This window comes from Streptomyces sp. NPDC050287, from assembly GCF_044459385.1.
Classification (GTDB): Bacteria; Actinomycetota; Actinomycetes; order Streptomycetales; family Streptomycetaceae; genus Streptomyces.
The window spans coordinates 816,361-843,084 of record NZ_JBITIY010000001.1 but is presented as its reverse complement, the minus strand read 5'-3'; the positions used below and the strand labels follow the sequence as shown (position 1 = coordinate 843,084).

The window sequence follows — 26,724 nt, the reverse complement described above, 5'->3', positions numbered from 1 at the left end:
GCTTTTCCTGCGGGCCCCGGCAGCGTGCTGGTGAGCGCGGCAGGAGGTCAGGTCCACGACATTCGATCCGGCCTTCCGCGTCGGTACCGGCCGGGGTGGCCCGCAGGATCCGGTCCCACGTGTCGTCCGCTGATCAGCGTCCGTGCCGCTCGTAGACGGTCTTTTACGACCCGCAACGCGTCGGCAGGTCCCACCACGAGACCCCAGTCCGATTATCGTCGTGTGCCGTGACCGGCTGACGGCCTTCACCAAGGCCACCAGCCAGGAGCCCCCGACGCGCAGTCCGTCGGCCGTGAGGCCGTGACTTCGCGCAGAGGCGCTGGCCCGGACGACCGCCGAGCTCTACCGCAACTGCCTTCATCGCAGACCGTAGCGCGGCCGGACAGCGGCGTCGTGGCTCGGAAAGGCCCTCCACCCGTTCCGCGAATGTACGACGCCTGCACTGGCGTTGATCGCAGAAGAAGCGACGCACACTGAGGCGGACGATCATCGTGTGTCTGCCGACGGGACCGCGCGACGAGCCTCCCTCACCCTTCTCGGAACTCGCATCCTCATACAGCCGTAGTCATCACGGAAGCGCGGTCAGACCCGACTGAGGTGCTCAGTCACAACGGGGTGCGTCCCTGAGTCAGGCAGATCGTGGGTCGGCCGTGCGTCCTGGGAGGGCCGGAAGCGCCCGTCCCAGGCGTGCGAGCGGGGACAGGGCCATCAGGACAGGGGACAGCGTCATGCCCGCGGCGGTCGCCAGGAGGCTGGTGCGCAAACCCCACTCCGCCGCCAGGAATCCCCCGAGCAGCGAGCCGAGCGGGGTCATCCCCATGCCGACAAACGTGATCGTGGCGGCCGCACGGCCTTGCATCCCGTCCGGAGTGACCGCCTGCCGGACGGCCATGACCGTGACATTCACCAACTGGCTGCCGAACCCGAACACGAAGCTGACGGCAAGGAGCGCGGGAACCGTCACCGCGGAGGAGCCGTTCAGCGCGGGCACACACAGGAACGCGGCGTCGCCGAGTGCTGCCGCGGACACGAGCACCGCACCGTAACCGAACCGGCTCGGCAGGCGGGCGGCCAGCAGCGAGCCCAGGAGCGCGCCCGGCCCCGTCGCCGCAAGCGACAGCCCGACGGCGGTGCCCGACAGATGCAGTTCCCTCGGCAGGAAGAGCAGGTAGACGGTCATCATGGCCGCGAAGGAGAACTGGAAGGCGGCCGAGGCGAGGCACACGGTCCGCAGCGAGGTATCGCTGACGACAAAACGAAGGCCCTCATGTATGCGACGCCAGATGCGCGGGGGACGTTCCGAGTGCTCCGGGATGGATTCGTGGTGACGGATCCGTCGGATCGACAGGAACGACAGCGCGAAGAACAGCGCACTGGAGGCGGCGGCTACCGGCGCCGACAGCAGTGACACCAACGCACCGCCGAGGGCGGGACCGGTGATCTGCGCCGCGGACCGGCTGCCCTCGAGCGCGCTGTTGCCTCGCACCAACTGATCGCGTCTCACCAGCCGCACGAGAGACGCCTGGTACGCCACGTCGAAGAACACGGACAGGACCCCGACGGCGAAGGCGACCACGAACAGTGCGGGCAGGCCCAGCCGGCCGAGGAGGCCGGCCAACGCGGCGGCGCCCAGTGCCAGGGTCCGGCCGACGTCCGTCAGCACCATCACCGTGCGGGTCCGCCATCTGTCCACCCACGCGCCGACGAAGAGCGAGAGCAACAGGATCGGCGCCTGCCCCACCGCACGGAGGACGCCCAACTGGCCGGCACCGGCGTCGAGTGTCAGAACGGCGAAGAGCGGCAACACCAACAGACTTGTGTGTTCGCCGAGTTGGGAGGCCGTCTGGCCCACCCAGAGACTACGGAAGTCACTGTCCCGCCACAGACGTGAGGGGACCGGTCGACTTGAATCGGATGCAGCGGAGGAAGCGGAGGGCACGGGGATCCCTTGGACTGCCGACAACGAGGCCCGACACCCGGCGCGCGACAGGCGCACCGATGGCTCAGGCAGGGGAAGGCTCGCTGTGCCGCACTGTCAAGGGCAGCACGCGATGACAGGCCGATCACGGCCTACAACGTCAACGCGCGCTCGGATAACCGGGCATGTCCTCGCTCCTCGTGGGTCACTCGCCGAACCCGAACACTAGCCTTCGGCGGCCAGGCAGGAAAGACGATTGAAGGCCGGGCGGGGAGGATCGTCGGTCACCCGAGCGAGCACTTGTCGTGACTCCTCGCACGCCTTCAGGCAGCCCTCTTACGCGCAGGGGCCTCCGGCCAGCGCAGCGGTTCGTTCATACGTACAGGTCGATCCGGACGCGGTGGCTGTCCCTGTGGGCTGAGTCGGCGGAGTCGGCGGAGTGGTCCGAGCCGTCTGTGAGGAACCGCGCCAGTGCGGCGCCCTGCTCGGTGACGGCGGTTCGTTCCGCGTGGGAGAAGCGGCGCAGCGGGGTGATGGTCACGGTGTCGGCCTTGGCGTTCCAGGTCGCGGCGACCCGGCCGTCGACCAGGACGACGCGGGCGCCGGTGACCGACAGGCCGCGATGGGCGTCGTCGATGATCCGGCTGCGGTCGCGGTAGCCGAGGATCGCGTTGTCGAACGCCGGCAGGAACCGTACCGGGGCCGGTATGTCGGGGTCGGGGCGCGGTGCGTCGGGGAGGTCCAGGAGCTCCCGGCCTCGCTCGTCGCGGAAGGCGACCAGTTCCTCGCGTACGGCGGCGACCGCGGCCGGCAGTCCGGCCAGGCCGCACCAGGCGCGCAGGTCGGCCGAGGCGGCGGGGCCGAACGCGGCCAGATAGCGCCGTACCAGCGCTTTGCCGACCGGATCGGAGCCGTCCGGGGGCGGTGGGTCGATCTCCCGTCCCAGCCATGAGGACAGCAGGGCGTTGCGTACTCCCGCCCTCGTGCGCCACAGCCCGCGCGGCGGCAGCTGCACCATCGGCACGAGAGCGGCGACCAGCATTTCGCCCAGGGCCCGCGGACCAGGCGCCGGCCAGCGGTCGGCGAGGGCCCGGGCGAGCTCGGTCATCGAGCGGGGCTCGCCGTCGGCCATCACCGCCCGGCCCGCCGCCGCGAGTTCGTCGAGGTCCACCCCCGCGAGCTCACGGCGGTAGGTCCCGAGGACCCGTTGACGCAGCATGGTGTCGTGGCGGGCCCGCCAGGCCAGGGCGTCGTCGGCGGTGACGAGGTGGACGGTGCGGCGCATGAGGTGGGTCCGCACCACGCGCCGCCCGGTCAGCAGGTCCGAGAGCTCCGCGGGGTCGAACGCACGCAGCCGCGACCAGAGGCCGACGAACGGCTCCTGCGGCTCCTGCGCCTGCAGCCCGCCGAGGTGCGCGACGGCGTCGAGGACCGGTACGTCGGCGCGGTCGAGCAGGAACTGGCGGGCGAGCGTGGCGCGGTTGAGCGCGCGAGTGTCGAGAACGGTCATGAGGTGACACCGGGGGTACGGGTCCTTGCCGGCTCGCTCATCTTCATGGTGACTGTCCTGCCTTCCATGTCCAACGGGCCTCGCTTCGGCCAACTCGCCCTGGTTCTCGGTCAGGTCGACGTCTGCCCGTCGAGCGACTCGCGCAGGATGTCCGCGTGGCCCGCGTGCTGGGCGGTCTCAGCGATGACGTGCGCCAGCACCCGCCGCACGCTGCGCACTGCTCCCGGCTCGTGCCAGGGCGCCTCCGGCAGCGGGTGGGTCGTCGACAGGTCGGGCACGGAGGCGATGACCTCCTCGCTGCGGGCGGCGACCTGTTCGTAGCGCGTGAGGATGTCGGCCAACGTCTCGTCGGGCAGCATCCGGAAGTCGTTCTGGTGGTCGGTCATCCACTGCGGGATCGCGCGAGCGGTACCGCCCGCCACGTCGGCCCAGGTGACGCCGTCGGGCAGGTCGAAGCGCATCGCCGACGGACCCTCGACCACGAAGCGCATCCACCGTTCCTCCATGGAGGCCACGTGCTTGATCAGCCCGCCCAGGCACAGCGCGCCGGCCGTCGGCCGTTCGCCGACCTGCTCGTCGCTGAGCCCGCGGACCGTGTGGGTCAAGGCGGTGCGCGCGGTGGCGAGCGCGTCGAGCAGGTCGGCACGCTCGGCGTCGAGGGCCGAGAGGCCTGAGGGACCCGACGGCACAGAGGAAGCTGAAGTGGTCGAGGAAGGTGAGGAAGTCATGGAATGAGGCACGACGATCGGGTCCTTCGGTCGGTGGCGTTGTCCGGTACGAGGTAACCGTCGCAGGGGTAGCGGACAGGGTGTGGCCGCTATCCGGGGCAGGATGGCGTTCATGCCGAAGACTTCAGCGCGCCTGCTGTCACTGCTCTCCCTGCTCCAGGCGCGCCGCGACTGGCCTGGGGCCCTGCTGGCCGAGCGGCTGGACGTCAGCCCGCGCACCGTGCGCCGCGACGTCGACCGGCTGCGCGAGCTCGGCTATCCGATCGTGGCCTTCAAGGGTCCCGACGGCGGGTGCCGGCTCGACGCCGGTACGGAGTTGCCGCCGCTGCTGTTCGACGACGAGCAGGCCGTCGCACTGGCCGTCGCGCTCCAGGTCGCCACCACCAGCGGTGCCGGCATCGAAGAAGCCGCGGCACGGGCGCTGACCACCGTCCGGCAGGTCATGCCCGCACGGCTGCGCCACCGCATCGACATCCTCCGGGTCACCGCCGTCGAGCGGGCCGCGACCCGGCCGGCCCCCCGGGTCGACACCAGGGTGCTGATGGCGCTGAGCGCCGCCGTCCACGCCCGCGAGGGACTGCGCTTCGACTACGCCTCCCCACCGGGAACCGGCGCCGGTGACCCCGCCGCGTCCCCGCCTCGCCGGGTGCAGCCCCATCACCTCGTCACCTGGAGCGGGCGCTGGTACCTCGTGGCCTGGGACCTGGACCGTGAGGACTGGCGTACCTTCCGCGCCGACAGGATCACCCCGCGCGTGCCCACAGGCCCCCGCTTCACCCCACGCGAGGTGCCCGGCGGTGACGTGGCCGCCTTCGTCGCCGCACGGTTCCGCGGCTCCGACGGCTCCGGCGGCTCGGGTGACTGGCCGTGCCGCGGCGAGGTGATCCTCGACCTGCCCGCCGCGGCGGTGTCCCGCCATGCCCATGACGGACTCGTCGAGGAACTCGGCCCGAACCGCTGCCGGCTCGTCCTCGGCTCCTGGTCCTGGCCCGGCCTGGCCGCCGCCATCGGCATGTTCGACGCCGACATGAAGGTCGTCGGCCCGCCGGAACTCAAGGCCGCCTTCGGGTACTTGGCCCGCCGCTACGCCGACGCCGCCCGCGATACGCCTGCCGCGCCGCCGTCAGGTGGCCCGTCTGTCGGGAGCGTGGGCGAGTCGTCGCCGAGCCGGAGGGCGGCGGTCGGTGATCCGTAGGCGGCTGCCGTCGGGCCACGGGAGGCCGCCCGTCATGCCGTATGCACTCATGTTTGACGGCCGTCGGCGCCGGCGGGCAGGGAGGCCAGCCACTCCACCAGATGGGCGTTGACCTCCTCGGGGCGTTCCTGCTGGATCCAGTGGCCGCAGCCGTCGAGGAGGTGGGAGGCGTACAGGCCCGGCAGAGTGGTGGGGAAGGCGTCGATCGCGTCGGACAGCCAGGTCGTGGAGGCGTCCAGGGAGCCGCCGAGGAACAGGGACGGCTGAGGGATCGGCGCGCCGGTGCGGTCGGCGAGGTCCTTCCAGTCGAGGTCCAGGGCGCGGTAGCGGTTCAGGGCGCCGGTCAGGCCCGTACGCTCGAACTCCCCGGCGTAGACGTCGAGTTCGTGCTCGCCGAGCCAGGCCGGCCGACGGTCCGGGAAACGGGCCCGCAGGGTGCCGCCGGGGCTGACGAAATGCGGATCCGGGGCGTCGGGTGCGGGCATCGTTCCGGCGGACAGGGCGGCGTAGAAACCGGCGAGCCAGCCGCGTACGTCCGGCTCGATCTCCCGCTCGGCGCGGCCCGGCTCCTGGAAGTAGGAGACGTAGAATTCCTGTTCCCCGCCGCCCAGTCGGGCGAAGATCTCGGTGGGCCGGGGTCCGCCGGGCGGGGTGTACGGGACGCTCAGCAGGCCGACCGCGCGGAACACGTCGGGCCTCAGCAGGGCGGAGTGCGCGGCGATCGTCGCACCCCAGTCGTGCCCGACGACCACCGCGGGCCGCCCGCCCAGCGCCTCGACGACGGCCACGTTGTCCGCCACCAGGTCCAGCATCCGGTACGCGTCCACCGCGGCGGGCTTCGAGGAGCGCCCGTAGCCGCGCACGTCCACGGCGACCGCGCGGTACCCGGCGGCGGCCAGCACCGGCAGCTGGTGCCGCCACGAGTACCAGGACTCCGGGAATCCGTGCAGCAGCAGGACCAGCGGTCCCGTCCCCTGCTCCACCAGGTGGATCCGGCCGGCGGGGCCGGGGACCAGGCGGTGGGTGAGATCCGTGGGCCGAGGGTCCGGCTGCGGCATCGCGTCGTCCTCCGTACGTCAGGTGCACCGGCCGCGGGACGGGGGCCTGCGGCGGTGCTACGGCTGCTCGTACGACGATCCTGCGAGGTCCCGGGGAGGGGCCGCGAGCGTTGTTGCCGTTTCGGCAAAGCCGCGACCGGACTCAGTGCATGACCACCGGCGGCTCACGGGCGAGGGCCCATGGACGACAACTCGCTGACGATGCGGGCCGTCACCGGTGCCGGCACCCCGTGGCGCTCGGCCGCGCGGAGCAACGCTCCGCCGATGGCGTCCAGTTCGAGGGGGCGGCCCGCCTCCGCGTCGCGCTGCATCGACGACTTGGCGGCCGGGGGGAAGGCGTCGTAGCGGGCCAGTGCCTGGGCCGGGTCCGCCGGGCCGCCGGACGCTGAGCTGACCGCGGCCGCCTCCTCCACCAGAGCGGTCAGCTCCTCGCGGTGACGGGTGCGGATGTCCCCGAGTGGGAGGCCGTAGCGCGTCGTCAGCAGGGCGAAGGGCGCGAGGAACGACATCTTCGCCCACAGGGACGCCGTCTCGTCGGCCAGGACGCGGGCGGCCGGACCGGCGGCGGTGAGGGCCTGAGCCAGCGTGTCGAGACGCTCGCGGGGGACGCCGTCGCCCGCCAGATCCACCTCGGCGAACGGGCTGGCGTGCTCGATCACGCCCGGGGCCACCCGGGTCGACTCGACGCGGATGACGGTGGGCGCGACACGGTCCGGCCGGTAGCGGGCGCGCAGGGCCGCCGGATGTTCGACACCGTTCAGGAGCGGGACGAGGAGGGCGTCGCCGAGCGCGGTGGGCGGGACGCGGTCGAGGGCGGCGTCCAGGGAGGTGTGCTTGACCGCGATCACACAGGCGTCGACCGGTGCGCGCAGGACGGTGTCCGCTTCCACGCGGGCCGTGAAGTCGCCGTACCGTGCGCTGCGGACCCGGATTCCGGCCGTACGGAGGGTGGCGGCCGTTTCCTCACCGGCCAGGCAGATCACGCGGTGACCGGCCCGGGACAGGAGCCCGGCGAGGAGACCGCCGGTGCCGCCGGGGCCGAGGACGGCGACGGTGAGTTCCTGCGCCGATGCGGGTGCCGGCCCGTGCGCCATGGTGAGGGTTCCTCTCGTCGGTCGGCCCCTCGGTGGTGGCCGCCTCACGGATGATCATCGCAGGCGTCGGGTTCCCGGGACAGGTGTCGGTCCGAGGGGCGAGACTGGGAGCATGTGCCGCAGTATCAAGACGCTCCGTCCGCCGGTTCTGCCCGAGGAGGCGACGGAGGAGGACATTCGGGCCGCTGCCCTCCAGTACGTGCGGAAGGTGTCCGGGTTCCGGGCGCCCGCCGCGCACAACCAGGAGGTGTTCGACCGGGCGGTCGACGCGATCGCCGAGGCCACGGCCGAGTTGCTGGCCGGACTGGAGGTGCGGGGGGCGCCCGCGCGAAGGGCCGGGTAGGACGGGCCGGCGGGGGGTGCGGCGTCCTGGCGGCGGGCGATGCGTGGGCCTGGGCCGGCGCCGGACTGACGCCGGGTGGGTTCGCCCACCGACGCCGGCCGGGTGCCGCACCGGCGGCGCGTCTGTGGATTCTGCGGATCGCGTCTGCGAAATCTGGAGTATTGCGGATTCTTGAGTATGCGGACAGCCCGCCGACCGCTCAGGGACCCCGTGCCGCCGCCCGGCCGGTCACCGCCGCCCGGCCGGTCACGGCGACCGGCCGCCGTCACCTCCCTCGCTACGACGCCTCCGCCGCCCTGGGCTGCCGTCGCATCACGTACGCCGCTCCCGCCCCCGCTCCGAAGAGGGCCAGTACCGACACCCCCGTCGCCAGCCAGGTCGTGCCGAGCCAGTGGGCGCCGAAGTAGCCGAGGGCGACGCTGTAGGCGGCCCAGGAGAGGCCGGCCAGGGCGGACCAAGGGAGGAAGTCGCGGGCGCGGCGGTGGGCGGCGCCGGCGCCGAGGGAGACGACCGAGCGGCCGGCCGGGGCGAAGCGGGCGAGGACGACCAGGGCGCCGCCGCCCCGGGACAGGGCCGCGCCGAGACGTTCCTGCGCGATGCTGAGCCGACGGGAACGGGCGATCGCGGCCTCGAGGCGTTCGCCGCCGCGCCAGGCCAGCCGGTACGCCACCAGGTCACCGAGGACGGACGCCGTGGTCGCGCAGAGCACCAGCGCCAGGATGTCCGGCACGCGGTGCGGTACCTCGCCGGTCGCCGCGCCCGAGCTCGCGGCCGCCGCGGTCGCGGCCGTGATGACCAGGACACCGCTCGGCAGGACCGGCAGGAAAACGTCCAGGAGCACCGACAGCGCCACCATGGCGTAGATCCAGGGGCTGCCGATCAACGCCCCCACACTCTCGAACACCGCGTCTCCCCGCGTCTCCCCGTATCCCCCGTGGCCGGTCGTGCTGTCTCGCCGCAGGTGTCGCGGGGGTGCGGCAGGGGCGGCCCATAACAGCCATACAGCGTACGCCTGAGGTGTGACAGTCAGTTCACCGGGTGGACAACGGCGCCCGCCCCGCGTGAGCCGCGGGAACGGGCGCCGTCGTCGTGCCTGGACCGGTCGTCCTGACCGGTTGCCGGATCAGGCTGCCTCCAGGGCAGGCTGCCACCAGGTCAAGCTGCCACCGGCGTCTGCCGCTCGGACGCCTTCTCCGTGGACGCCGAGCCCTTGCTGAACAGGCGGTCCAGGCCGAAGGCGCCGGATCCGGTGAAGACCAGGAGCAGGAAGGCCCAGCAGAACATCGCGGCACCCTCGCCGCTGTTCTCCATGGGCCACAGGGCGTTGGGCTGGTGCACCTTGAAGTAGGCGTAGGCCATCGAGCCCGACGAGATGAGCGCGGCGACCCGCGTGCCCAGGCCGATCAGTACGAGGGAACCGCCGACGAGTTCGATGACGGCCGCGTACCAGTTGGGCCAGGCCCCCGTCTCGGCGGTGCCGCCGCTGCCGTCGGCACCGCCGAGGACGCCGAAGAGCGTGGCGGCGCCGTGGCAGGCGAAGAGCAGGCCGACGACGATGCGGAACAGGCCGACGGCGTACGGCTGGGCGCTGTTGAGGCGTTCGGTCATGGTGGGGGTGACTCCTTCGGTTGGCCGGTCCGTGGGGGGACCGGTCTGGGGACGAACCGAGCGGAGCATCCACGTTAGGTGCGCCTAATCGATGGTTGCAAGTTCAACATTTAGCCGATGATTCACACCCGCTTTCCCTTCCGTCCCAGCTGTTGTCGCACGTAGAACGGCTCTGGCCACCGCATCCGCGTCCGAAAGCGTGACCGAATCCACACCCGGCCGGGCTCCCGCCGCGGTCACCCAGTGAACGCCCTCCGTGGGGACACCGAAGGCGAACCGCCTTGTGTGCGCGCCTCCTTGACGGTCCATCAGATTGTACGGGCGTCGTGTCACGTCCAGTCCCCCGGTTTCGTAACCGTCGACTGTGTGCGGCCGGCACTGACCGTTCTCCAGCAGCCGGGCGAGCAAGTCGTCGGCGGTCCTGCGCAGGTCGGGTTCCGGCAGCCGCGCCTCTATGAGGGTCGTCACGCGTACGGCGGAGCCCGGCACGTCGGGCGAACGGGCGACCCACGCCGCCCCGCCCGCCCTCTTCGCCCCGGCCGCCCCCGGCGCCCCGCCCGCCCCCTGCCACCCGTCCGCGTTGTCCTCCGCCTCGTCCGCCTCGTCCGCCTCGCGCACCTCCAGACGCGGCCCGAGCACCTCCACCACGCCCGCCGCCACCAGCGCCGCCAGCTCCTCGATGCGTCGGCGGGGCGGGCCGATGGAGAGGAAGGCGTTGAGCGGGGTGTACCAACGGTCGAGGTGGTCACGGCGGGAGGCGCCCGTGAGTCCGCCGTGGTCGACGATCTGCCGCAGCTCGTTACGCAGGTCGCGCAGCACGTCCAGGGCCGCCTTCAGGGGACCCTGGACATTGCCGAGGGCGGCCTGGGCGGCGTCCTCGCGGAGGTGTCCGAGCAGCCACTCCCGCCAGGCGGCGGGGTCGGGGAAGGCGTGTCCCGCGTACGGGCGGGAGATCCGGTCCCAGCACCAGCGGTCTGCCTCCGGCACGCCGAACTCGTCGAGTACGGAGGCCTCTTCGGGAGTGCCGTGCGCCGTGGCGAGGAAACGGTCCCGGAAGGTGGAGGGGCCGAACTTGGTGGCCCACAGTTCCGTGGCGCCGAACTCGCTTTCCCCGACCAGGCCTTCGTAATAGACCGTCTCCACCTCCTTCGCGACCAGGGGCCATATCTCAGCGAGGAAGTCCGGGGCCTCACCGGAGTCGGCGCGCTTGCGGAAGCGGGCGATCACCTCGTCGGTCAGCACACGCGGGAGGTGACGGCCGTAGGGGCCCTTCGCGTTGTCGCCGCGCGCCTGGTACGGAATGCCGCGCCGCGAACCGGCGTACAGCCGTGGTTCGCGGCCGGAGGGTATGTACCGCAGCCCGTCACCGTCGGGGACGAAGCGGCCGCCGCGGCCGGTCGTCAGCAAGGCCGTGTGGTCGAAGAAGTTGAGGCCCAGGCCCCGCAACAGCACCGGCTCGCCGGGGGACACGGCGGACAGGTCGACGTCGGCGGGGTTGGCGGGCGGGATGTGGCGCAGACCGTGGCGTTCGGCGTACGCGGCGTGCCGCCGTACCGTCGGGTCCGCGACGACCGGCAGATGGCCCTGGGCGAGGACGACGGCGGACAGGCCGGCCAGTACCCGGCCGTCGTCGAGGGTGAGGGTCTGACGGCCGTCGGGATCGCCGGGGTCGTCGTCCAGACGTACCGCGCGTGCCGCGTGCGTCCGCACACACAGCCCGGGCGGCGCCTCGCGCACCGTCCGAGTGAACACCCACTCCAGGTACCGGCCGTACTCGGCGCGGGTCGGGTACTCGTCCGGGCCCAGCGCGCCGCCCGCCCACTCGTACAGGCTGGGACCCGGCCGGATCGGACCCGAGCAGTCCACGCTGTCGTCTGTGAACAGGGTCACCTGGGAGGCCACGGTGTTCATCAGCAGCTCGGACGACTGCGCGGTGCGCCAGACCCGGCCGGGACCGGGCGGGGCCGGGTCGACGACGTGGACGGTCAGTCCGGTGCCGGGCGGGAGGAGTTCGGGTGCGGAGGCGCAGAGGCGCTCCAGGACGCTGGTGCCGCGCGGACCGGCGCCGACCAGGGCGACGGAGACGGGTGCATGGTCCGTGGTCGGTGCGGGCAAGGGTGGTTCTCCCGGGCGTGTGGGGCGCGTGGCGGAACCCGTTCGGGGCGGGCGTGCGAGTGGAGGGTGGGGGCGGGCATGGGGCGGGCAATGGGGGTGGGACCGGGGCGGGCACATGGCTGGAGATCTGGGCGGGCGTGCGGCTGGAGGATCGGGTCGGGCCTGTGGCTGGAAGCGGACGGTCCGCCTCATCATGCCGTCGGGGGCAGCGGGAGCCGACCCCTGGAGGTGCGGAGTGTGGGACGTGTCACGAGCATCACGGGTCACAGGCGCAACAAACGGACCCAACAGGGAGATTACCGTTGAGATACGCATCCGCCGGGCATGGCGGGTGGGCGGGGCGTACCGTGACGTACGCGTATGAACCCCGTGAACTACGGGACGAGTTCCGACTCCACGACCGTCCGCAGCTCCGCGGTCGCCGCCCCCCGCTCTCCCCGCTCCCCTCGCGCCTCCCGCGCCTGCTCGAGCCGGAGTCGGGCGGAACGGCCGTGCAGGGTCAGGGTCATCAGCTGGTTGCCGAACCAGGGGCCGCCCGTCTTCCGCCAGCTGACCGGCGGCCGGGCGCAGTCTCCGTGCCGGGCGAAGCGCCGGCCGAGGGCCCGGGCCGCGGCGCTCCAGCCGAAGCGGAAGCCGAGCCGTATCGACAGCGGGATGGAGTTGTGGACGGGGGAGCAGGTCAGCTGGAGGACACGCGCGTCCGGTGACCTCGTGGGCCACTTCGCCTCGGCCACGTACGCGTGGTGCACGTCCCCGGACAGGACGAGCACGGTCGCCGGCGCGTCCGGTCCCGAACCGGCCTCGGCGATCAGGTCCGCCAGCGCTTCGAAGGAGGCCGGGAACGCCGCCCAGTGCTCCAGGTCGGCCGCGCGCCGCAGTTTCTCCCCGAAGCGGGCCCAGCGGGCGCCCTTGTCGCCCCGGCACAGCGCCGCGTCCCAGGCCTCGGCGTCGTGCACCAGGTGGGGCAGCAGCCAGGGCAGTGAGGTGCCGATGAGGAGGTGGTCGTACGACTCCCGCGCGTCCAGCGCCTGTTCGCGCAGCCACCGCGCCTCGCCCGGGTCGAGCATCGAGCGGTTCGGTTCGTCGAGGACGCGGGCCGCCCGGGAGTCCACCATCAGCAGGCGGACGCGGCCGAAGTCGCGCCGGTAGCTCCACCGCGCCGCGGTGGCGTCGGCGTCGGCCTCGGCGGCGAAGGAGCGCAGGACGGCCGTGCCGTCCGGGGTCGCGCGGACGGCCGCGTAGAGCGGATCGGCGGCCAGTTGGGCCGGGGGGAGGTTGCCCAGGTGCTGGTGGACCCAGTACGACATCAGGCCGCTGAGCAGCCGCTCCTGCCACCAGCCGGTGGTCCGCATGTCCGCGAGCCAGGAGGCGGAGGTGTTCCAGTCGTCGATGACGTCGTGGTCGTCGAAGATCATGCAGCTGGGCACGGTGGACAGCAGCCAGCGCACCTCGGGGTCGAGCCAGGACTCGTAGTAGAGGTGGGTGTACTCCTCGTAGTCCGCGACCTCGTTGCCCGGCGGGTCGCCCAGGTCGCGGCGGGCGGCCAGCCAGCGGCGGGTCGCGGGGCTGGTCTCGTCGGCGTACACCTGGTCGCCCAACAGCAGGAGTACGTCGGGCCGTTCGCCGCCGGGGTCGGCCGCGATCCGGGTCGCGAGGGTGTCCAGGGCGTCCGGGCCGACCGGGTCCTTCTCGCCGGACGGGGGTGCGGCCCAGCGGCAGGAACCGAAGGCGACGCGGACGGCGGCCCGGTCGGTGGGGGTGTGGATGACGGAGTCCGGGAACTCCGGGAACGGTGCGTCGGACAGCGGCCACACGCGCGTGCCGTCCAGGTGGACCTCGTACGCCCGTGTCGTACCCGGCGTCAGGCCGGTCACCGGGACGAGCGCGTAGTGATGGCCCTCGATCTGGAAGGTGCGGGCCTCGCCGCCGGTGCCGTCGGCGCAGCGCACCTCGGCGGTGCAGGGACGGCTCGTCTCGACCCACACGGTCGCGGACGTGCCGTCGACGTACCTCAGCAGTGGTCCCAGGCGCAGTCCCGCCACGTGATCGCCCTCCTCCGTCGCCCCGTACGGTACGGAACGACGGAGGTGGGCGGGGAGTTTCCGCGGGTCACGGTTCGGGAATCCCGGTGTGCGGATCCTGTGTCGGCGGCTCGCGGGACGGTTGCCCGGTTGCCCGGTGGTCAGTGGCTCGGGGGACGGTGGTCAGTTGTTGGCGGGACGAGGGCCGGCAGCCGGCGGAAGAGGCGTCAGCAGCTCGCGAGGTAGTTGGTGAGTGCGCTCTTCTCGGCCGAGTCGACCGAGAGGTCGTAGTAGTACTTCACCTGAACCCAGGCGCGGACGTAGGTGCACCGGTAGGCCGTGCGCGACGGCATCCAGGTGGCCGGGTCCTGGTCGCCCTTGGCCTGGTTGACGTTGTCCGTGACGGCGATCAGCTGCGGCCGGGTCAGGTCGTTGGCGAAGGCCTGGCGCCGCGAGGTCGTCCAGGCGTCGGCCCCGGAGTCCCAGGCCTCGGCGAGCGGGACGAGGTGGTCGATGTCGAGGTCGGAGGCGGCGGTCCAGGTGGCGCCGTCGTACGGGGAGTACCAACTGCCGCTGGTGGCGGCGCAGGCGGAGTCGGTGACGACGTTCGTACCGTCGCGCTTGAGGACCGTCTCGCGCGTGTTGCAGGTGCCGGACTGGGTGATCCAGAGCGGGAACAGGTCGCGGTCGTAGCCGGTGCGGTCCTCGGTGGCCACGGTGAGGGAGGCGAGGTAGGTGCGGGCGGTGGCGGCGCTGACCGGGGTGGGGAGGGCGGCGGAGGCGGTCGGACCGTTGAAAACGGCGATCGAGGCCATGACTCCGGTGAGCGCCGCGAGTATGCTGAGCCGTCGACGCGCGTAGAACTTCGGCATGCGAACTCCCTTGGGGTGTGGGGGCGTTGGAGTGCGAGCGTTCGAATGCTCGCCACGCCGTGTTGCGGGGAGATGTGCGTATGGTGAGAAGTTAGTGACGTGTTCATGACAGAACAAGACGTGTGACGAGATGTGACGTGGAAGCCGGGGCGGTCTGCTTGGCGGTCGGCTTCGTGCGAGCCTCGCGTACGATGGACGGCGCAGAAGGGGAGTAGCTCTTCGCCGGACCGTCGACATACTGCTCAGCTCGTCTGAGCCGGCGCCCGGAGGCAGGCCCACCGATGTGGGCCGGCCAGCGAGACCTTCGGCAAGCAGTGCACGCCCGTGCCGTACGGCACGGGTGGACCGTGTGCTGCCGTGCCGAGGCGTCTGGTGAGAAGGCTCATGACTCTCGGTGGGGCGGCCCCGACCGATTGAGGAACCTTGATCAGCTTCACCGTGACGGCGCTCGTCTTCGGCGTCGTCTTCCTCGCCGAACTGCCGGACAAGACCGCGCTCGCCGGTCTCGTCCTCGGCACCCGGTACCGCGCTTCCTATGTCTTCGCGGGCGTCGCCGCCGCCTTCGCGCTCCATGTCGCCCTCGCCGTCGCGGCGGGCAGCGTGCTGACGCTGCTGCCGCAGCAGATCGTGCACGCGCTGACCGGTGTGCTCTTCCTCGGCGGCGCGGCCGTGCTGCTGAGGACGAACGACGGGGCCGATGGTGAGGAGGGGATCCGCAAGCCGGAGAACCAGTCCTTCTGGAAGGTCGCCGGGGCGGGCTTCATGCTCATCCTGGTCGCCGAGTTCGGCGATCTGACCCAGATCATGACGGCCAACCTCGCCGCCCGTTACGACGACCCGCTCTCCGTCGGCCTCGGCGCGGTGCTCGCGCTGTGGGCGGTGGCGGGTCTCGGCATCGTCGGCGGAAGGGCGCTGATGAAGAAGGTGCCCTTGCGGCTGATCACCAAGATCGCGGCTGCGCTGATGCTGGGTCTCGGGGTGTGGAGTCTGTGGGAGGCGGCGACCGGGTGAGGGGGCTCGGACTGGTTGCGGGTGGCTCGCGGCGACCGGGTGAGGGGGCTGGGGCTGGGCTGGTTGTGGCTGGGTGAGGGGACCCGGGGCGCCCGGTTGAGTGCTCCGGAGCGGTCGGGCGGCGCTGAACGGGGTGTGAACTCTTTCCGGAGATGGTGGCGGGAAGGCGCACTCGTTTTGTACCGTGGAGGAACAAAGTGGCTCCCGCCTGTTTTCCCTGACCGGCGGGCGGGGCCACCTTGTCCTTCCGGGCCGGCCGGGGAACTCCCTGTGCCCCCTCGTCCCCCGCGCTTTGGAGCTGCCGATGACGGCCACCACCGTGCCCACCGTTCTCACCGCCCGCGCCCTCCTGCTGGACATGGACGGCACGCTCGTCAACTCCGACGCCGTCGTCGAACGGATCTGGCGCCGCTGGGCCGAACAGCACGGGCTGGACGGGGACGAGGTCATGAAGGTCGTGCACGGCCGCCAGGGCCACGCCTCCATGGCCCTGCTGCTGCCCGACCGCCCCGTGGAGCAGAACCACGCCGACAACGCCCGCATGCTCGTCGAGGAGACGGCGGACATGGAGGGCGTCGTCGCGATCCCCGGCGCGCAGGAGTTCCTCGCGTCCCTGCGGGGGCTGCCGCACGCGCTGGTCACGTCCGCCGACGTCCCCCTGTCCACCGCGCGCATGGCCGCGGCGGGACTGGACCTGCCGGGCGTCCGGATCACCGCCGAGTCCGTCGGCGCGAGCAAGCCGGACCCCGAGGGGTTCCTCAAGGGTGCGGCCGAGCTGGGAGTGGCTCCGGCCGATTGTGTCGTCTTCGAGGACTCCGGCGCGGGTATTCAGGCGGGGCGGGCCGCCGGGATGCGGGTGGTCGGGGTCGGTCCCCGGGCCGGGCTCCATGGGCCGGACGCGGTGGTGCGGGACTTGACGGAGATCCGGGTGGAGGCGGCGGGGGACGGCACCTTGAGGGTGTACGTGGGGTGAGGGCGGCGCCCGCACCGACTCCGGGGGTGTTGCAGGCACCGGGGGCGTGCCACCGGCGACGGCACGCCCGTGCAGCACGTCCAGCGCTCCCAGCGTGCCCCCGCACCGCTACGGCTCTGACGTCGTCGCCTCCAGAGACTTCCGGGTCTCCTGGTCGTAGACGCCGAGATCGTCGGTGCCGACGTTGTGGGACCACTGGTAGTTGCGCAGCGCGTCCTCGACCTGGCTGCTGAAGTCGCCGTCGATCTGGCCGCTGTAGAGGTACAGCTGGTGCAGACGCTGCTGGAGTTCGGTGACCTCGGGACCTTGGTCACCGCGCCGCAGGACGGAGGCGTTCCGGTCGGTGCGGCCGCTCTCTCCGGCGGCTCCCGAGCTCGCGTCGGAGCTGGTGGCGCTGCTCGTCGGTGTCCCGGTCGGCGTGGCCGACCGGGAGGGGCTCGGCGAGGCGCTGGAAGCGGGGGGTGACGAGCTGGGTGACGACGGGGGCGAGGGGCTCGCGCTCGTCGGAGAGGGAGTGGCGGACGTCGGCGGCGCCGACGCGCTCTCCGTGGCCGGGGACACCGACGCCGCGCTGGTCGAGATCTCCGGGACGGCCGCTCGTACGTCCTTGGGCGGTGTCCCCTCCCGGGTGGGCGTCTCATAGGAGAACAGCCCGCCGGCGAACCCGGCGGCCGCCACGACCGCGACGACGGCCCCACCGGCGGCCACCACAACGCCACGCCGCCGCCCTGTCGGCCGCCGCTCCTCCCCGCCCGGCCCGGACACGACGGGGCCGTCCCCACCCGTCTCGAACAACCGCAGGTCAGTGGGGCTGGGGGAGGTGGCCGGGGGAGCCAGGGGAGTGGGCAGGACGGAGGTCGCGTCGGCGGGCGGTGCGGTGGGCGACGTAGGCGTAGGGGCAGGCGGGCGCGGTGCGTCATCGACGCGCAGAGGCGCAGTCACGTCGGGCAGCGGCGCACCCGCGACGGGCAGCGGCGCAGTCACGTCCGGCGCGCCGGGTACGTCGGACGCGCCGGCAGAGGGGCCCGCGTGGCCTGCCTCGTTGACCGGGTCCGTGACGGGCAACGCGATGGTGGCGTCGGCCGCGGGCAACACGGTGGTCGCGTCGGCGGCGCCGGGTACGTCGGTCGGGTGCGGCGCGGGAGCCGGCCCGGCCGCGCGAGGGCCGTGCCCCGCGTCCGCGACGGGCGGCGGCGCGTCGGCCGCACGCCGAGCGCCGGTCGTGCGGGCCGCGCGGGGCACGGCGGTCCCGTCGGAGGCGGGCAGTGCGGCAGTCGAATCACCCGCGTCCACGTCCTCCTCCGCGTCCGCGTCCGCGCCAAGGCGAGCGTTCCAGGCGCTCGTGCCGGGCGCGGTGGCGCTCGGGGCGGTGGGCCTGGCGGCCCGGTTCCCGGAGTGCGTGTCCAGGGTGGGCAGTGCGCGGGTCGCGTCACTCGCGTCCGCGTCCGCGTCCGCGTCAAGGCGAGCGTTCCAGGCGCTCGTGCCGGGCGAGGTGGTGCTCGGGGCGGTGGGCCCGGTGGCACGGCTTCCGGTGCCCGTGTTCACGGTGGGCAGCGCGACGGTCGGGTCCGCGTCGGTCGGCGTGGTGGACGGAACGTTGCTGGGTGTGGCAGGCGACGGCGTGCTTGGTGCGGCGCTCCCGGCGGCACGCCGCCCGGTGCGTGTGTCCACGGTGGGTAACGCCGCGGTCGGGTCCGCGTCGGTCGGTGCGGCGTCCCCTGCACCACGCCCAGGCGCCCCCGCCCCGTCGTCCCCCAGCGCCCCGGGATCAACCGCCCGCAGCATCATCGTGGCATCGACCGCCGCCTCTCCCGGCGAATCCGCCGAACAGCCCGACCCAGGCCCCGGCTCGGAACCGGGCCTCGACCCAGGCCCCGGCTCGGAACCGGGCCTCGACCCAGGCCCCGGCTCGGAACCGGGCCTCGACCCAGGCCCCGGCTCGGAACCGGGCCCAGGCCCCCGCTCGGAACCCGCCTCGGGCCCCCGCTCTGGATCCGGCCCCAGCTCCACATACGGCCGTATCCGCAGCGGGTCGAAGTCCTCCGCCGCCGCTGCTTCCGCCGTGCGGGCGTCGCGCAGGGCGTCGGACGCTCGTCGGGTGCAGCCGCAGGTCGGTGTGTTGTCGGCTCCTCTGGGCGTTCCGCACTCAGGGCACAGGTGTGTCTTCGGCTCGGTCACGTGTTCGTCCCTCCCCTCGCGAACTCCAGAGATTATGCAGATCTCCTCCACAACGTCGCCCACAAGCCCCCGGAATCGTCGCTTCCAACAGGACTCAACAGGCCATAACCGGTCACACCGATCACGATGGGAGGGGAATCGGGACCCTCAGGAGGTCTTTCATGGCCGAGGACGCGCGCCCTGCGCCGGGGAAGGCGCCAGACGCAGCGGACGAGCGGGACAAACAGGACCAACGGGACCGGCGGGACCCACGGGACTCGCGGGATGAACAGGAGGAGCCGGACCGGCCGGGTGAGCGGAGCGAGCACGTGTCCGGCAACGTGCTCGTCTCCATCGGTGCCCTGCTCCTCGGGATGCTGCTCGCCGCCCTGGACCAGACGATCGTGTCGACCGCGCTGCCCACGATCGTCAGTGAACTCGGCGGACTGGATCACCTCTCCTGGGTGGTCACCGCATACCTGCTGGCCTCGACCGCCGCGACACCGCTGTGGGGCAAACTCGGCGACCAGTACGGCCGGAAGCGGCTCTTCCAGATCGCGATCGTGATCTTCCTCGTCGGCTCGGCGCTGTGCGGCGCCGCGCAGAACATGCCCCAGCTCATCGGCTTCCGCGCCCTGCAGGGCGCCGGCGGCGGCGGGCTCATGGTGCTGTCGATGGCGATCGTCGGGGACCTCGTCCCGCCGCGCGAACGCGGCCGCTACCAGGGGCTCTTCGGTGGCGTCTTCGGGGCGACGAGCGTCCTCGGCCCGCTCCTCGGCGGACTGTTCACCGAGCACCTGAGCTGGCGGTGGGTCTTCTACGTCAACCTGCCGATCGGTGTCGTCGCCCTCGCCGTGATCGCCGTCGTCCTGCGCATCCCGCGCAAGTCCACGCGGCACGTCATCGACTACCTCGGCACCTTCCTCATCGCCTCGGTCGCCACCTGTCTGGTCCTGGTGGCGTCCCTCGGCGGCACCACCTGGGGCTGGGGTTCGCCACAGACCGTCGGACTGGCGGTGCTGGGCGTCGTACTCGCCGTCGCGTTCGTGGCCGTCGAGCGCCGGGCCGCCGAACCCGTCCTGCCGCTCAGGCTGTTCCGGATCCGCACCTTCACGCTCTCCGCGGTCATCAGCTTCGTCGTCGGCTTCGCGATGTTCGGCGCGTTGACCTTTCTGCCGACGTTCCTCCAGGTCGTCCATGGCATCAGCCCGACCTTGTCCGGTGTGCACATGCTGCCGATGGTGTCGGGGCTGCTGCTGGCGTCCACCGTCTCGGGCCAGATCGTCAGCCGCACCGGCCGCTGGAAGGTGTTCCCTGTCGCGGGCACCGGCGTGACCACCTTCGGTCTGCTCCTGCTCCACCAGCTCGACGAGCACAGCTCCACCCTCGAGATGAGCTGTTTCTTCTTCGTCTTCGGTCTGGGACTGGGCCTGGTGATGCAGGTCCTCGTCCTCATCGTGCAGAACGCCGTCTCGTACGAGGATCTCGGCGTCGCCACCTCCGGCGCGACCTTCTTCCGGTCCATCGGGGCCTCGTTCGGCGTCGCCATCTTCGGCACGGTCTTCGCGAACCGCCTCGGCGACCAGCTGACCGACGCCTTCAGCGGCATCCGGCTTCCGCCCGGCGTCTCCGTCGGCGCCCTGGAAGCCGACCCGCGCGGCATCGGCGCCCTGCCGGCCGCCCTGCGCCCCCCGGCCCTGCACGCGTACGCCACCTCGATCACCGACGTGTTCCTGTACGCCGCTCCCGTCGCCCTCCTCGGCTTCGTGCTGGCCTGGTTCCTCAAAGAGGACCCGCTGCGCGGCTCGGTCACGGCACCGGACATCACGGAGACCCTCGCCAGCAATCCCGTGGAGCGATCCTCGTACGACGAGGTGTGCCGTGCGCTGTCCGTGCTCGGCACCCGCGAGGGCCGGCGCGAGATCTACCGGACGATCACCGCTCGCGCGGGCTACGACCTGCTCCCCGCGGCGAGCTGGCTGCTGCTGCGGATCAAGAAGTACGGCCGGGTGGAACCGGCCGTGCTCGCCGAGCGCGGCCCGGTCCCGCTGTCCGTCGTCATCGATGCCGTCCGCCAGGTCGAGGAACGAAGCCTGGCCGCCCGCGAAGGCGTCGACCTGCTCCTGACCGAGCGGGGACACGAGGTCGCCGACCGGCTCTCCCTGGCCCGTGAGGAGTCGCTGGCCGAGCTCCTCGGCGACTGGTGGGGCCCGGACCGGCCGACGGACCTGGTGCAGCTGGTGAAGGAGCTGACCCGCGAACTGTGCGGCTCGGACGCGGAGCGCCCGCACGACGGACGCCCGGTGGAGGACGGGCGCCGGGCGCCCCGGCTCAGCTGAGCACCTTGCGGAACCAGTGCTCGGCGGAGACGGGGACGTCGTCGTTGTGCGGCTCCGTCTCCCCGTAGCCGGTCCGCGCGTACATGGCCCGGGTCTCCAGCAGGTCGCTGCGGGTGTCGAGGATCATCCGGGATCACCCGCGTGGCACCGAGGGCGCGTGCCACGTTTCTCCGCCGCCCGGACGAGCACCGGGGCGCCGCCCCGCCGCGCATCCCCTCGTACCCGAAGACCCAGGTCAGCTCGGCCGTCGTCCCGCCCTCCAGCAGGCGTACGCCCACGCTGCCGGCCGGTTCCCCTTATGTGCTGCCCGGCACTCGTCCGGTGCCCGCCGGCCGCGCGTCGATCGGGCCGGCGCCGGATCGACACCCGGTGACTACCGCGGACGGTGCCGTTTGGCGGGCGCCGCCGGGGCTACCCGGTCGGGGAACCGGTCCGCACGGAGCCGGTTGGGTAGAGAACCCCGGAAGGCATTCATGTCCACAGGCGTGATCATCGCTCTGATCGTGATAGTCGCGGCGATTCTCGTCGTCGCGGCCGTCCTGGCCCTGCGGGCCCGGCGTGGGCCGGCAGGGCAGAACCTGAAGCGGCGCTTCGGTCCCGAGTACGACCGGGCCGTGGCCCGGCACGACGGCGACGCCAAGGCCGCCGAGCGCGAGCTCGCCGAGCGCGTGGAGCGGCACGGTGCGCTGCGCGAGCGGCCGCTGGAGCCGGCCGAGCGCGAGCAGTACGAGGCGCGCTGGACGGCCGCCCAGGAACGCTTCGTCGACTCGCCGCGGGAGGCCGTGGCCGAGGCGGACCGGCTGCTGGCCGAGCTGGCCGGCACGCGGGGCTTCCCGGACGGCACGCAGTACGAGGAGCAGCTCGCCGCGCTCTCCGTCCACCACGCGCACCATGTGCAGGGCTATCGGCGGGTACACCGAGTCGCCCAGGCGGGCACGGTCGCCGGTCAGGACGGCGACGGCCGGGCCGGCACCGAGGAGATGCGCGAGGCCATGGTCGAGGCCCGGGCCCTGTTCGAGGACCTGGTGAGCCCGGCCCGGCACGAGAAGAACCACCACGACCACCGTGACGACCGGGTGGAGACACGGACCCGGAAGCCCCTCGAAAGGTCCGGCAGCGGCACACCTGCCCGCGGCGACAGCCGTGCCCACCTGCCGCGCGGATTCACCAGGCGCCACGCGAAGGGGAGTTGAGCGACATGACGGACGCCACGAGCGGCGCGGGCGCCGAGGGCGCCCCCCGCGACGGCAAGGCAAGGGGCCGGGCGACCTTCCCGGCCACACCCCCCGGCCACGACCCGGTGACGGACCCGCCGACGGCGTCCGGCGAACCGGGTACCGGAGCAGGCGCGGCATCCGGCGCGGACCCCACACGGGACCGTCAGCCGGGGACGGCCGACGACACCGCCCGCGGCGGCACGACCGGCCCGTTCGGCGGCGAGACGCTCGACGGACGTGAGACCGCCCCGGGCGAAGCGGCCGGCAGGACGACCGGCGGCGCCCCGGCGTCGGGCACCACCGCACAGGGCGGCATGGAACCCGGCGCGGACGCCGCACGGGGCCGTGAACCGGCATCGGGCGGCGACACCGCACGCGGTGGCGCCGGCCCGTTCGGCGGTGAACCCCGCACGGGCCGGGAGCCCGGGACGGGCGGCGAGACCGGCCGGGCAGGCGGCCTCGGTGGCGAGACCGCGGCGGGGCGCGACAGCGTCCCCGACACGGCGGCGCGCACCGGGGACAGGCCGGCCGCCACCACCCCGGACCTGGCCACCACCCGCGGCCCGGCCGGTACGCGCACGCAGGGCGACTCCGCGGCGGCCCGTGGCCGTGAGGCCACCGGTGCCGCGGCGGGGAGCGGGGCCGGCGCTCACGGTGGCCGGCTGCTTCCGCGGGACGAGTGCGACAAGCTCGCCCAGGAGTTGCAGCACGCCGTCGCCGGGTTCGTGGACGGGCCGCGGGACTCCGTGGCGGAGGCCGACCACGTGCTGGAGGAGGCGGCCGCCCGTTTCACCGAGGCCGTGACCCAGCGCCGCCGTACGCTCCGCAGCTCCTGGCAGACCACGGACGGCGGTGCCGAGGGCAAGCCCGCGACCAGCGCCGACACCGAGCAACTCCGGCTGGCCCTGCGGGACTACCGCGAACTGGCGGACCGGCTGCTGCACCTCTGAGCCGCCGGCCCCCGCCCCACGGGCCCACTGAGGCCCACTGACCCCTACCCGTTCAGTGCTGCCTACTCAGCCGCCGCCCGGCGCTCCCGCCACTGGCGTACGACCTCTTCGACGTCGTACGGCTTCATCCCCAGCGGGGGCCCGGGCGGCGGCTTGAACATGACGTCGCGGATCTTGACATTGATGTCCTCGACGAGCTTGCGGACGATTCGTTCGCTGGGTGCATGCAGGGCCGCGGCGAGTGTGTCCTCGGCCTCCTTGCGCAGGGCCAGCGTCGGTGGCAGGACCGACAGGCCCTCGCGGGCCATCTTCTGCTTGATCCACCACAGTTCGTCGTACGTCGTGTCGGTGCCCTGCGGCAACGGCTTGCCCGCGCCCGGGAGTCGGGCGAACTCACCGCGGCGTTCTGCCTCGCGGATCTGCTTGTCCACCCAGGACTCGAACGGAACACCGGGTGGCTTTCGCTCGGTCATGGGTCCATTGTGCCGGACGTGTCGGGGCCGGGCGATTTATCATACGGCGGCTGTACAAGGACACTTCAGGCACTTCAGAAGGAGCGCACGTGCTCGAACTCACCATGGCCGCCGTCTCCGCGGCGGACTCGGGCGCCACGGCCGGCATGCTCATGGCCGACTCGCCCAGTGACCCGGGCGCCGTGCTGCGGGTGGGCCGGGACAAGACGGTGTGCAGGCTCTCGACACCCGACGACTGGCTGTTCGTCTCCCGGGTTCACCTGGAGTTCCTGTGCGGGCCCGAGGGCACCTGGCACCTGACCTGGCTGCAGGGCTCACAGCCCGACCCGTCCTCCGAGGTCCGGCTGACCGTCGGGGAGTACGCGCAGCCCCTGTCCTACGGCGGTACGGTCCCGCTGCCCCGGGGCGGCAGTGGCGAGATCATCATCCAGGACCGCACCGCTCCGCGCAGCGTCAACGTCGGCTTCTACCACGAGGCCTGACGCGAGCGCCGTCCTCCGACGCCCGAGCTCCCGTGAGCGACCGTGCCCGCCGGCCTCACGGGAGCAAACCTCTCCCTACGTACCCTCGTCCGGGCACCCGACGCGCCTCATTCGAGCACCCGGGCCAGTGCGAAGCCGTCGTAGCCCTTGCTGCCCACCGTCTGGACCGCCGTGCCGCTCAAGCGCGGGTGACTGCCGATCAGTTCGAGGGCGGTGCGGGTGCCCTGGACGTCCGGCGCGGTGCTGTCGGCGTCGGTCACCCGGCCGCCCCGTACGACGTTGTCGAGGACGATGAGGCTGCCCGCGCTGGTCAGCTTCAGCGCCCACTCCACGTAGTGCGGGTTGTTGACCTTGTCCGCGTCGATGAAGACCAGATCGAAGGGGGCCGGGTTCTCGTCGGCCAGCCGGGGCAGTGACTCGAGCGCCGGGCCGACCCGGACCTCGACCAGTGTGTCGAGGCCCGCGCGGGCGATGTTGCGGGTGGCGACCTCGGCGTGCCGGGGGTCGTACTCCAGCGTGACCAGCCGGCCGTCGGCGGGCAGCGCGCGGGCCAGCCAGATGGTGCTGTAGCCGCCGAGGGTGCCGATCTCCAGGACGGTTCGGGCGCCCTGGATCTCGGCGAGGAGCTGGAGCAGCTTGCCCTGGGGCGCTGTGACGGCGATGTGCGGGAGCCCGGCGGCCTCGCTGTCCCGCAGGGTCGCGTCGAGGGCCTCGTCCTGGGGCGAGAGGTGGGCGGTGAAGTAGTCGTCGACGGCGTCCCAGAGCTGCGACTCGCTCATGCACCTGTACCTTTCGTATGGCTAGTTAGATCTGCTAACTAGCCGCGCTAACGAATATAGCCCCGCACCGCTCCTCTGTCAGGAGATGTCAGGGCGGGACAGGGGATTTCGAGCGGCCGGTTTCAGCCGATCGGCCCAGGTTCCCGGCCGCTGGGGCCTCTGGTGCCGCTGGTGCCTTTGGGGCCGCGGCACCCTCTGGGAACGCTACGGCCTGCCCTCCACCGACGGCTCCGACCCCGGCAGCGGCCTGCCCGCCGACTCCGTCATGAACCACACCGCGATCCCGCCGACGACGGCCGCCGCCATCATGTAGTAGGCGGGCATCATCATGTTCCCCGTCGCTCCGATCAGCGCGGTCACCACCAGCGGCGTCGTCCCGCCGAACAGCGACACCGAGACGTTGAAACCGATCGAGAGGGAGCCGTAGCGGACCCGGGTCGGGAACAGGGCCGGCAGGGCGGACGGCATGGCCGCCGTGAAGCAGACCAGCAGCAGCCCCAGAGCGGCCATGCCCAGCGCGACCGCGGCCAGGCTGCCCTGCCGGATCAGGAGCAGGGCCGGGACGGACAGGAGCAGGAAGCCCGCGCAGCCCGCCGCGATGACCGGGCGGCGGCCGACGCGGTCGGTGAGGGCGCCGGCGAACGGCTGGACGATCATCATCAGGGCCATCACACCGAGCACGACCAGCAGCCCGTGCGTCTCGTCGTAGTGCAGCTCACTTGTCAGGTAGCTCGGCATGTACGACAGCAGCATGTAGTCGGTGACGTTGAAGACCAGCACCAGACCCACGCACAGCAGCAGCGCCTTCCACTGGCCGGTGATCATCTCGCGCAGCGGCACCTTCGGACGGTCCGACTCGGCCTGCCCGGCCTTCTCCGTCCGCCCGGCCTTCTCGGCCTTCTCGACCTCGGCCGTGAACGCCGGGGTCTCCTCCAGGCGCAGTCGCAGGTACAGGCCGATGACGCCCATCGGGCCCGCGATCAGGAACGGGATCCGCCAGCCCCAGGACACCAGGGCGTCGTCGGACAGCAGTGCCGTCATCAGCGTGACCAGGCCGGCACCGCCGATGTACCCGGCGAGGGTGCCGAACTCGAGCCAGCTGCCGAGGAAGCCGCGCCGCTTGTCGGGGGCGTACTCGGCGATGAAGGTGGAGGCGCCGGCGTACTCGCCGCCGGTGGAGAAGCCCTGGACCAGGCGGGCGGCCAGCAGGAGCAGGGGCGCGCCGACGCCGATCGAGGCGTACGACGGGATCAGGCCGATGGCGAAGGTGCCCGCGGCCATCATGATCATGGTGACGGCCAGTACCTTCTGGCGCCCGACGCGATCGCCGAGCGGACCGAAGACCATGCCGCCGAGCGGCCGGACCAGGAACGCCGCGGCGAAGGCACCGAAGGTGGAGAGCAGCTGGGCGGTCGGGTTCCCGGAGGGGAAGAAGACCTTGCCCAGGGTGGCCGCGATGTAGCTGTAGACACCGAAGTCGAACCATTCCATCGCGTTGCCCAGCGCGGCGGCCTTCACGGCACGCTTCACGAGCGCGGGGTCGGTGGTGGTGACGTGCTTCGGGGCGGTCGGGTTGTGTGCGGGGGGCGTGGCGACGGTGGCGGTCGGCAAAGCTTTGCTCGCCTGCCTTTCGACGGGGACAGGGACGGGCCCGGGCGACGACGGCGGCGGACAGGCCGGAAAGCGACCTTAGGGGCACCTGCCCCGGACACGGACCGTGAGGAAGTCGATGCACGGGGCATCCAAATGCCGTGCAAGCAGGCCCGCGATCCCCCGCCCGAACGGTTCCGCACCGGCCTGATTTGTGATCCTTCTCGCCTTTTGTGGAGGCAACCGAAGCCTCCTCGCACTATCGTCATCCGGACAAAAGCGATAAGGGCG

Annotated in this window: 23 protein-coding genes; 8 read left to right on the top strand and 15 right to left on the bottom strand. The window is 72.4% G+C overall.

Translation table 11 applies throughout. The annotated features are described in order from the left end of the window. Positions 1–628: 628 nt before the first annotated feature. The 3 genes from ACIBK3_RS03715 to ACIBK3_RS03705 form a co-directional block, all read right to left on the bottom strand. Entirely contained in the window at positions 629–1,939 is a 1,311-nt protein-coding gene (locus ACIBK3_RS03715) for an MFS transporter (RefSeq protein WP_399361491.1), read from the bottom strand. Positions 1,940–2,291: 352 nt separating this feature from the next. Then, positions 2,292–3,428 carry a winged helix DNA-binding domain-containing protein gene (locus ACIBK3_RS03710; protein WP_399361489.1) on the bottom strand — a complete coding sequence of 379 codons (1,137 nt, stop codon included), beginning with the start codon at positions 3,426–3,428 and terminating at the stop codon, positions 2,292–2,294. 110 nt (positions 3,429–3,538) lie between these two features. Continuing rightward, positions 3,539–4,156 carry a DinB family protein gene (locus ACIBK3_RS03705; protein WP_399361487.1) on the bottom strand — a complete coding sequence of 206 codons (618 nt, stop codon included), beginning with the start codon at positions 4,154–4,156 and terminating at the stop codon, positions 3,539–3,541. A gap of 112 nt (positions 4,157–4,268) precedes the next feature. Here ACIBK3_RS03705 and ACIBK3_RS03700 point away from each other — a divergent pair, with 112 nt between their 5' ends. Continuing rightward, on the top strand, positions 4,269–5,351 hold the full coding sequence (locus ACIBK3_RS03700; RefSeq protein ID WP_399361485.1) for a helix-turn-helix transcriptional regulator: 1,083 nt from the start codon (positions 4,269–4,271) through the stop codon (positions 5,349–5,351). 47 nt (positions 5,352–5,398) lie between these two features. On the opposite strand, the gene ACIBK3_RS03695 is transcribed toward ACIBK3_RS03700, so the two are convergent. After that, positions 5,399–6,409 carry an alpha/beta fold hydrolase gene (locus tag ACIBK3_RS03695; RefSeq protein WP_399361483.1) on the bottom strand — a complete coding sequence of 337 codons (1,011 nt, stop codon included), beginning with the start codon at positions 6,407–6,409 and terminating at the stop codon, positions 5,399–5,401. Positions 6,410–6,573: 164 nt separating this feature from the next. Further along, positions 6,574–7,503, bottom strand: a complete 930-nt coding sequence (locus tag ACIBK3_RS03690) for a ketopantoate reductase family protein (protein WP_399361480.1) — start codon at positions 7,501–7,503, stop codon at positions 6,574–6,576. Positions 7,504–7,615: 112 nt separating this feature from the next. On the opposite strand from ACIBK3_RS03690, the gene ACIBK3_RS03685 reads away from it, so the two are divergent. Continuing rightward, the gene (locus tag ACIBK3_RS03685) at positions 7,616–7,846 is read left to right on the top strand and encodes a DUF2277 domain-containing protein (RefSeq protein WP_399361478.1); all 231 of its coding nucleotides are present in this window, start codon (positions 7,616–7,618) and stop codon (positions 7,844–7,846) included. 277 nt (positions 7,847–8,123) lie between these two features. Here the strand turns inward: ACIBK3_RS03685 and ACIBK3_RS03680 are convergent, their stop codons facing one another. The 5 genes from ACIBK3_RS03680 to ACIBK3_RS03660 all read right to left on the bottom strand — a co-directional run bounded on the left by ACIBK3_RS03680 (position 8,124) and on the right by ACIBK3_RS03660 (position 14,462). Next, positions 8,124–8,750: a DedA family protein gene (locus ACIBK3_RS03680; RefSeq protein ID WP_399361476.1), complete on the bottom strand. Its 627-nt coding sequence runs from the start codon at positions 8,748–8,750 to the stop codon at positions 8,124–8,126. A 251-nt stretch (positions 8,751–9,001) separates the two neighbouring features. Continuing rightward, positions 9,002–9,454 (bottom strand): DoxX family protein, encoded by a 453-nt coding sequence (locus ACIBK3_RS03675; RefSeq protein WP_399361475.1) that lies wholly within the window; start codon positions 9,452–9,454, stop codon positions 9,002–9,004. 84 nt (positions 9,455–9,538) lie between these two features. Beyond that, entirely contained in the window at positions 9,539–11,569 is a 2,031-nt protein-coding gene (locus ACIBK3_RS03670; RefSeq protein ID WP_399361473.1) for an FAD/NAD(P)-binding protein, read from the bottom strand. A gap of 374 nt (positions 11,570–11,943) precedes the next feature. Next, entirely contained in the window at positions 11,944–13,611 is a 1,668-nt protein-coding gene (locus ACIBK3_RS03665) for an alkaline phosphatase D family protein (RefSeq protein WP_399361471.1), read from the bottom strand. Between the two features lie 206 nt (positions 13,612–13,817). Further along, positions 13,818–14,462, bottom strand: coding sequence for an HNH endonuclease family protein (locus ACIBK3_RS03660; RefSeq protein ID WP_399361469.1), 645 nt, complete (start codon positions 14,460–14,462; stop codon positions 13,818–13,820). A 423-nt stretch (positions 14,463–14,885) separates the two neighbouring features. Here ACIBK3_RS03660 and ACIBK3_RS03655 point away from each other — a divergent pair, with 423 nt between their 5' ends. Beyond that, positions 14,886–15,473 (top strand): TMEM165/GDT1 family protein, encoded by a 588-nt coding sequence (locus tag ACIBK3_RS03655; protein WP_399361467.1) that lies wholly within the window; start codon positions 14,886–14,888, stop codon positions 15,471–15,473. Positions 15,474–15,777: 304 nt separating this feature from the next. Further along, positions 15,778–16,446, top strand: coding sequence for an HAD family hydrolase (locus ACIBK3_RS03650; RefSeq protein WP_399361465.1), 669 nt, complete (start codon positions 15,778–15,780; stop codon positions 16,444–16,446). A gap of 108 nt (positions 16,447–16,554) precedes the next feature. On the opposite strand, the gene ACIBK3_RS03645 is transcribed toward ACIBK3_RS03650, so the two are convergent. Continuing rightward, positions 16,555–18,117 carry a peptidoglycan-binding protein gene (locus ACIBK3_RS03645; RefSeq protein WP_399361463.1) on the bottom strand — a complete coding sequence of 521 codons (1,563 nt, stop codon included), beginning with the start codon at positions 18,115–18,117 and terminating at the stop codon, positions 16,555–16,557. Between the two features lie 860 nt (positions 18,118–18,977). Between ACIBK3_RS03645 and ACIBK3_RS03640 the strand changes: the two genes are divergently transcribed. Then, positions 18,978–20,942, top strand: a complete 1,965-nt coding sequence (locus ACIBK3_RS03640; protein WP_399362106.1) for a DHA2 family efflux MFS transporter permease subunit — start codon at positions 18,978–18,980, stop codon at positions 20,940–20,942. Here the strand turns inward: ACIBK3_RS03640 and ACIBK3_RS03635 are convergent. Beyond that, entirely contained in the window at positions 20,935–21,069 is a 135-nt protein-coding gene (locus ACIBK3_RS03635; protein WP_399361461.1) for a hypothetical protein, read from the bottom strand. The genes ACIBK3_RS03640 and ACIBK3_RS03635 overlap by 8 nt on opposite strands. Before the next feature lie 346 nt (positions 21,070–21,415). Here ACIBK3_RS03635 and ACIBK3_RS03630 point away from each other — a divergent pair, with 346 nt between their 5' ends. Further along, positions 21,416–22,135: a hypothetical protein gene (locus ACIBK3_RS03630; protein WP_399361459.1), complete on the top strand. Its 720-nt coding sequence runs from the start codon at positions 21,416–21,418 to the stop codon at positions 22,133–22,135. Between the two features lie 5 nt (positions 22,136–22,140). Further along, on the top strand, positions 22,141–23,109 hold the full coding sequence (locus ACIBK3_RS03625) for a hypothetical protein (protein WP_399361457.1): 969 nt from the start codon (positions 22,141–22,143) through the stop codon (positions 23,107–23,109). Between the two features lie 62 nt (positions 23,110–23,171). Here the strand turns inward: ACIBK3_RS03625 and ACIBK3_RS03620 are convergent, their stop codons facing one another. After that, entirely contained in the window at positions 23,172–23,582 is a 411-nt protein-coding gene (locus tag ACIBK3_RS03620) for a DUF1992 domain-containing protein (RefSeq protein ID WP_399361455.1), read from the bottom strand. 89 nt (positions 23,583–23,671) lie between these two features. Between ACIBK3_RS03620 and ACIBK3_RS03615 the strand changes: the two genes are divergently transcribed. After that, positions 23,672–24,064, top strand: coding sequence for a hypothetical protein (locus ACIBK3_RS03615; RefSeq protein ID WP_399361453.1), 393 nt, complete (start codon positions 23,672–23,674; stop codon positions 24,062–24,064). 107 nt (positions 24,065–24,171) lie between these two features. Here the strand turns inward: ACIBK3_RS03615 and ACIBK3_RS03610 are convergent, their stop codons facing one another. After that, positions 24,172–24,843, bottom strand: coding sequence for an O-methyltransferase (locus ACIBK3_RS03610; protein ID WP_399361451.1), 672 nt, complete (start codon positions 24,841–24,843; stop codon positions 24,172–24,174). A 204-nt stretch (positions 24,844–25,047) separates the two neighbouring features. Beyond that, a complete protein-coding gene (proP, locus tag ACIBK3_RS03605; protein ID WP_399361449.1) occupies positions 25,048–26,454 on the bottom strand; it encodes a glycine betaine/L-proline transporter ProP in 1,407 nt (468 codons plus the stop codon). Positions 26,455–26,724 lie beyond the last annotated feature (270 nt).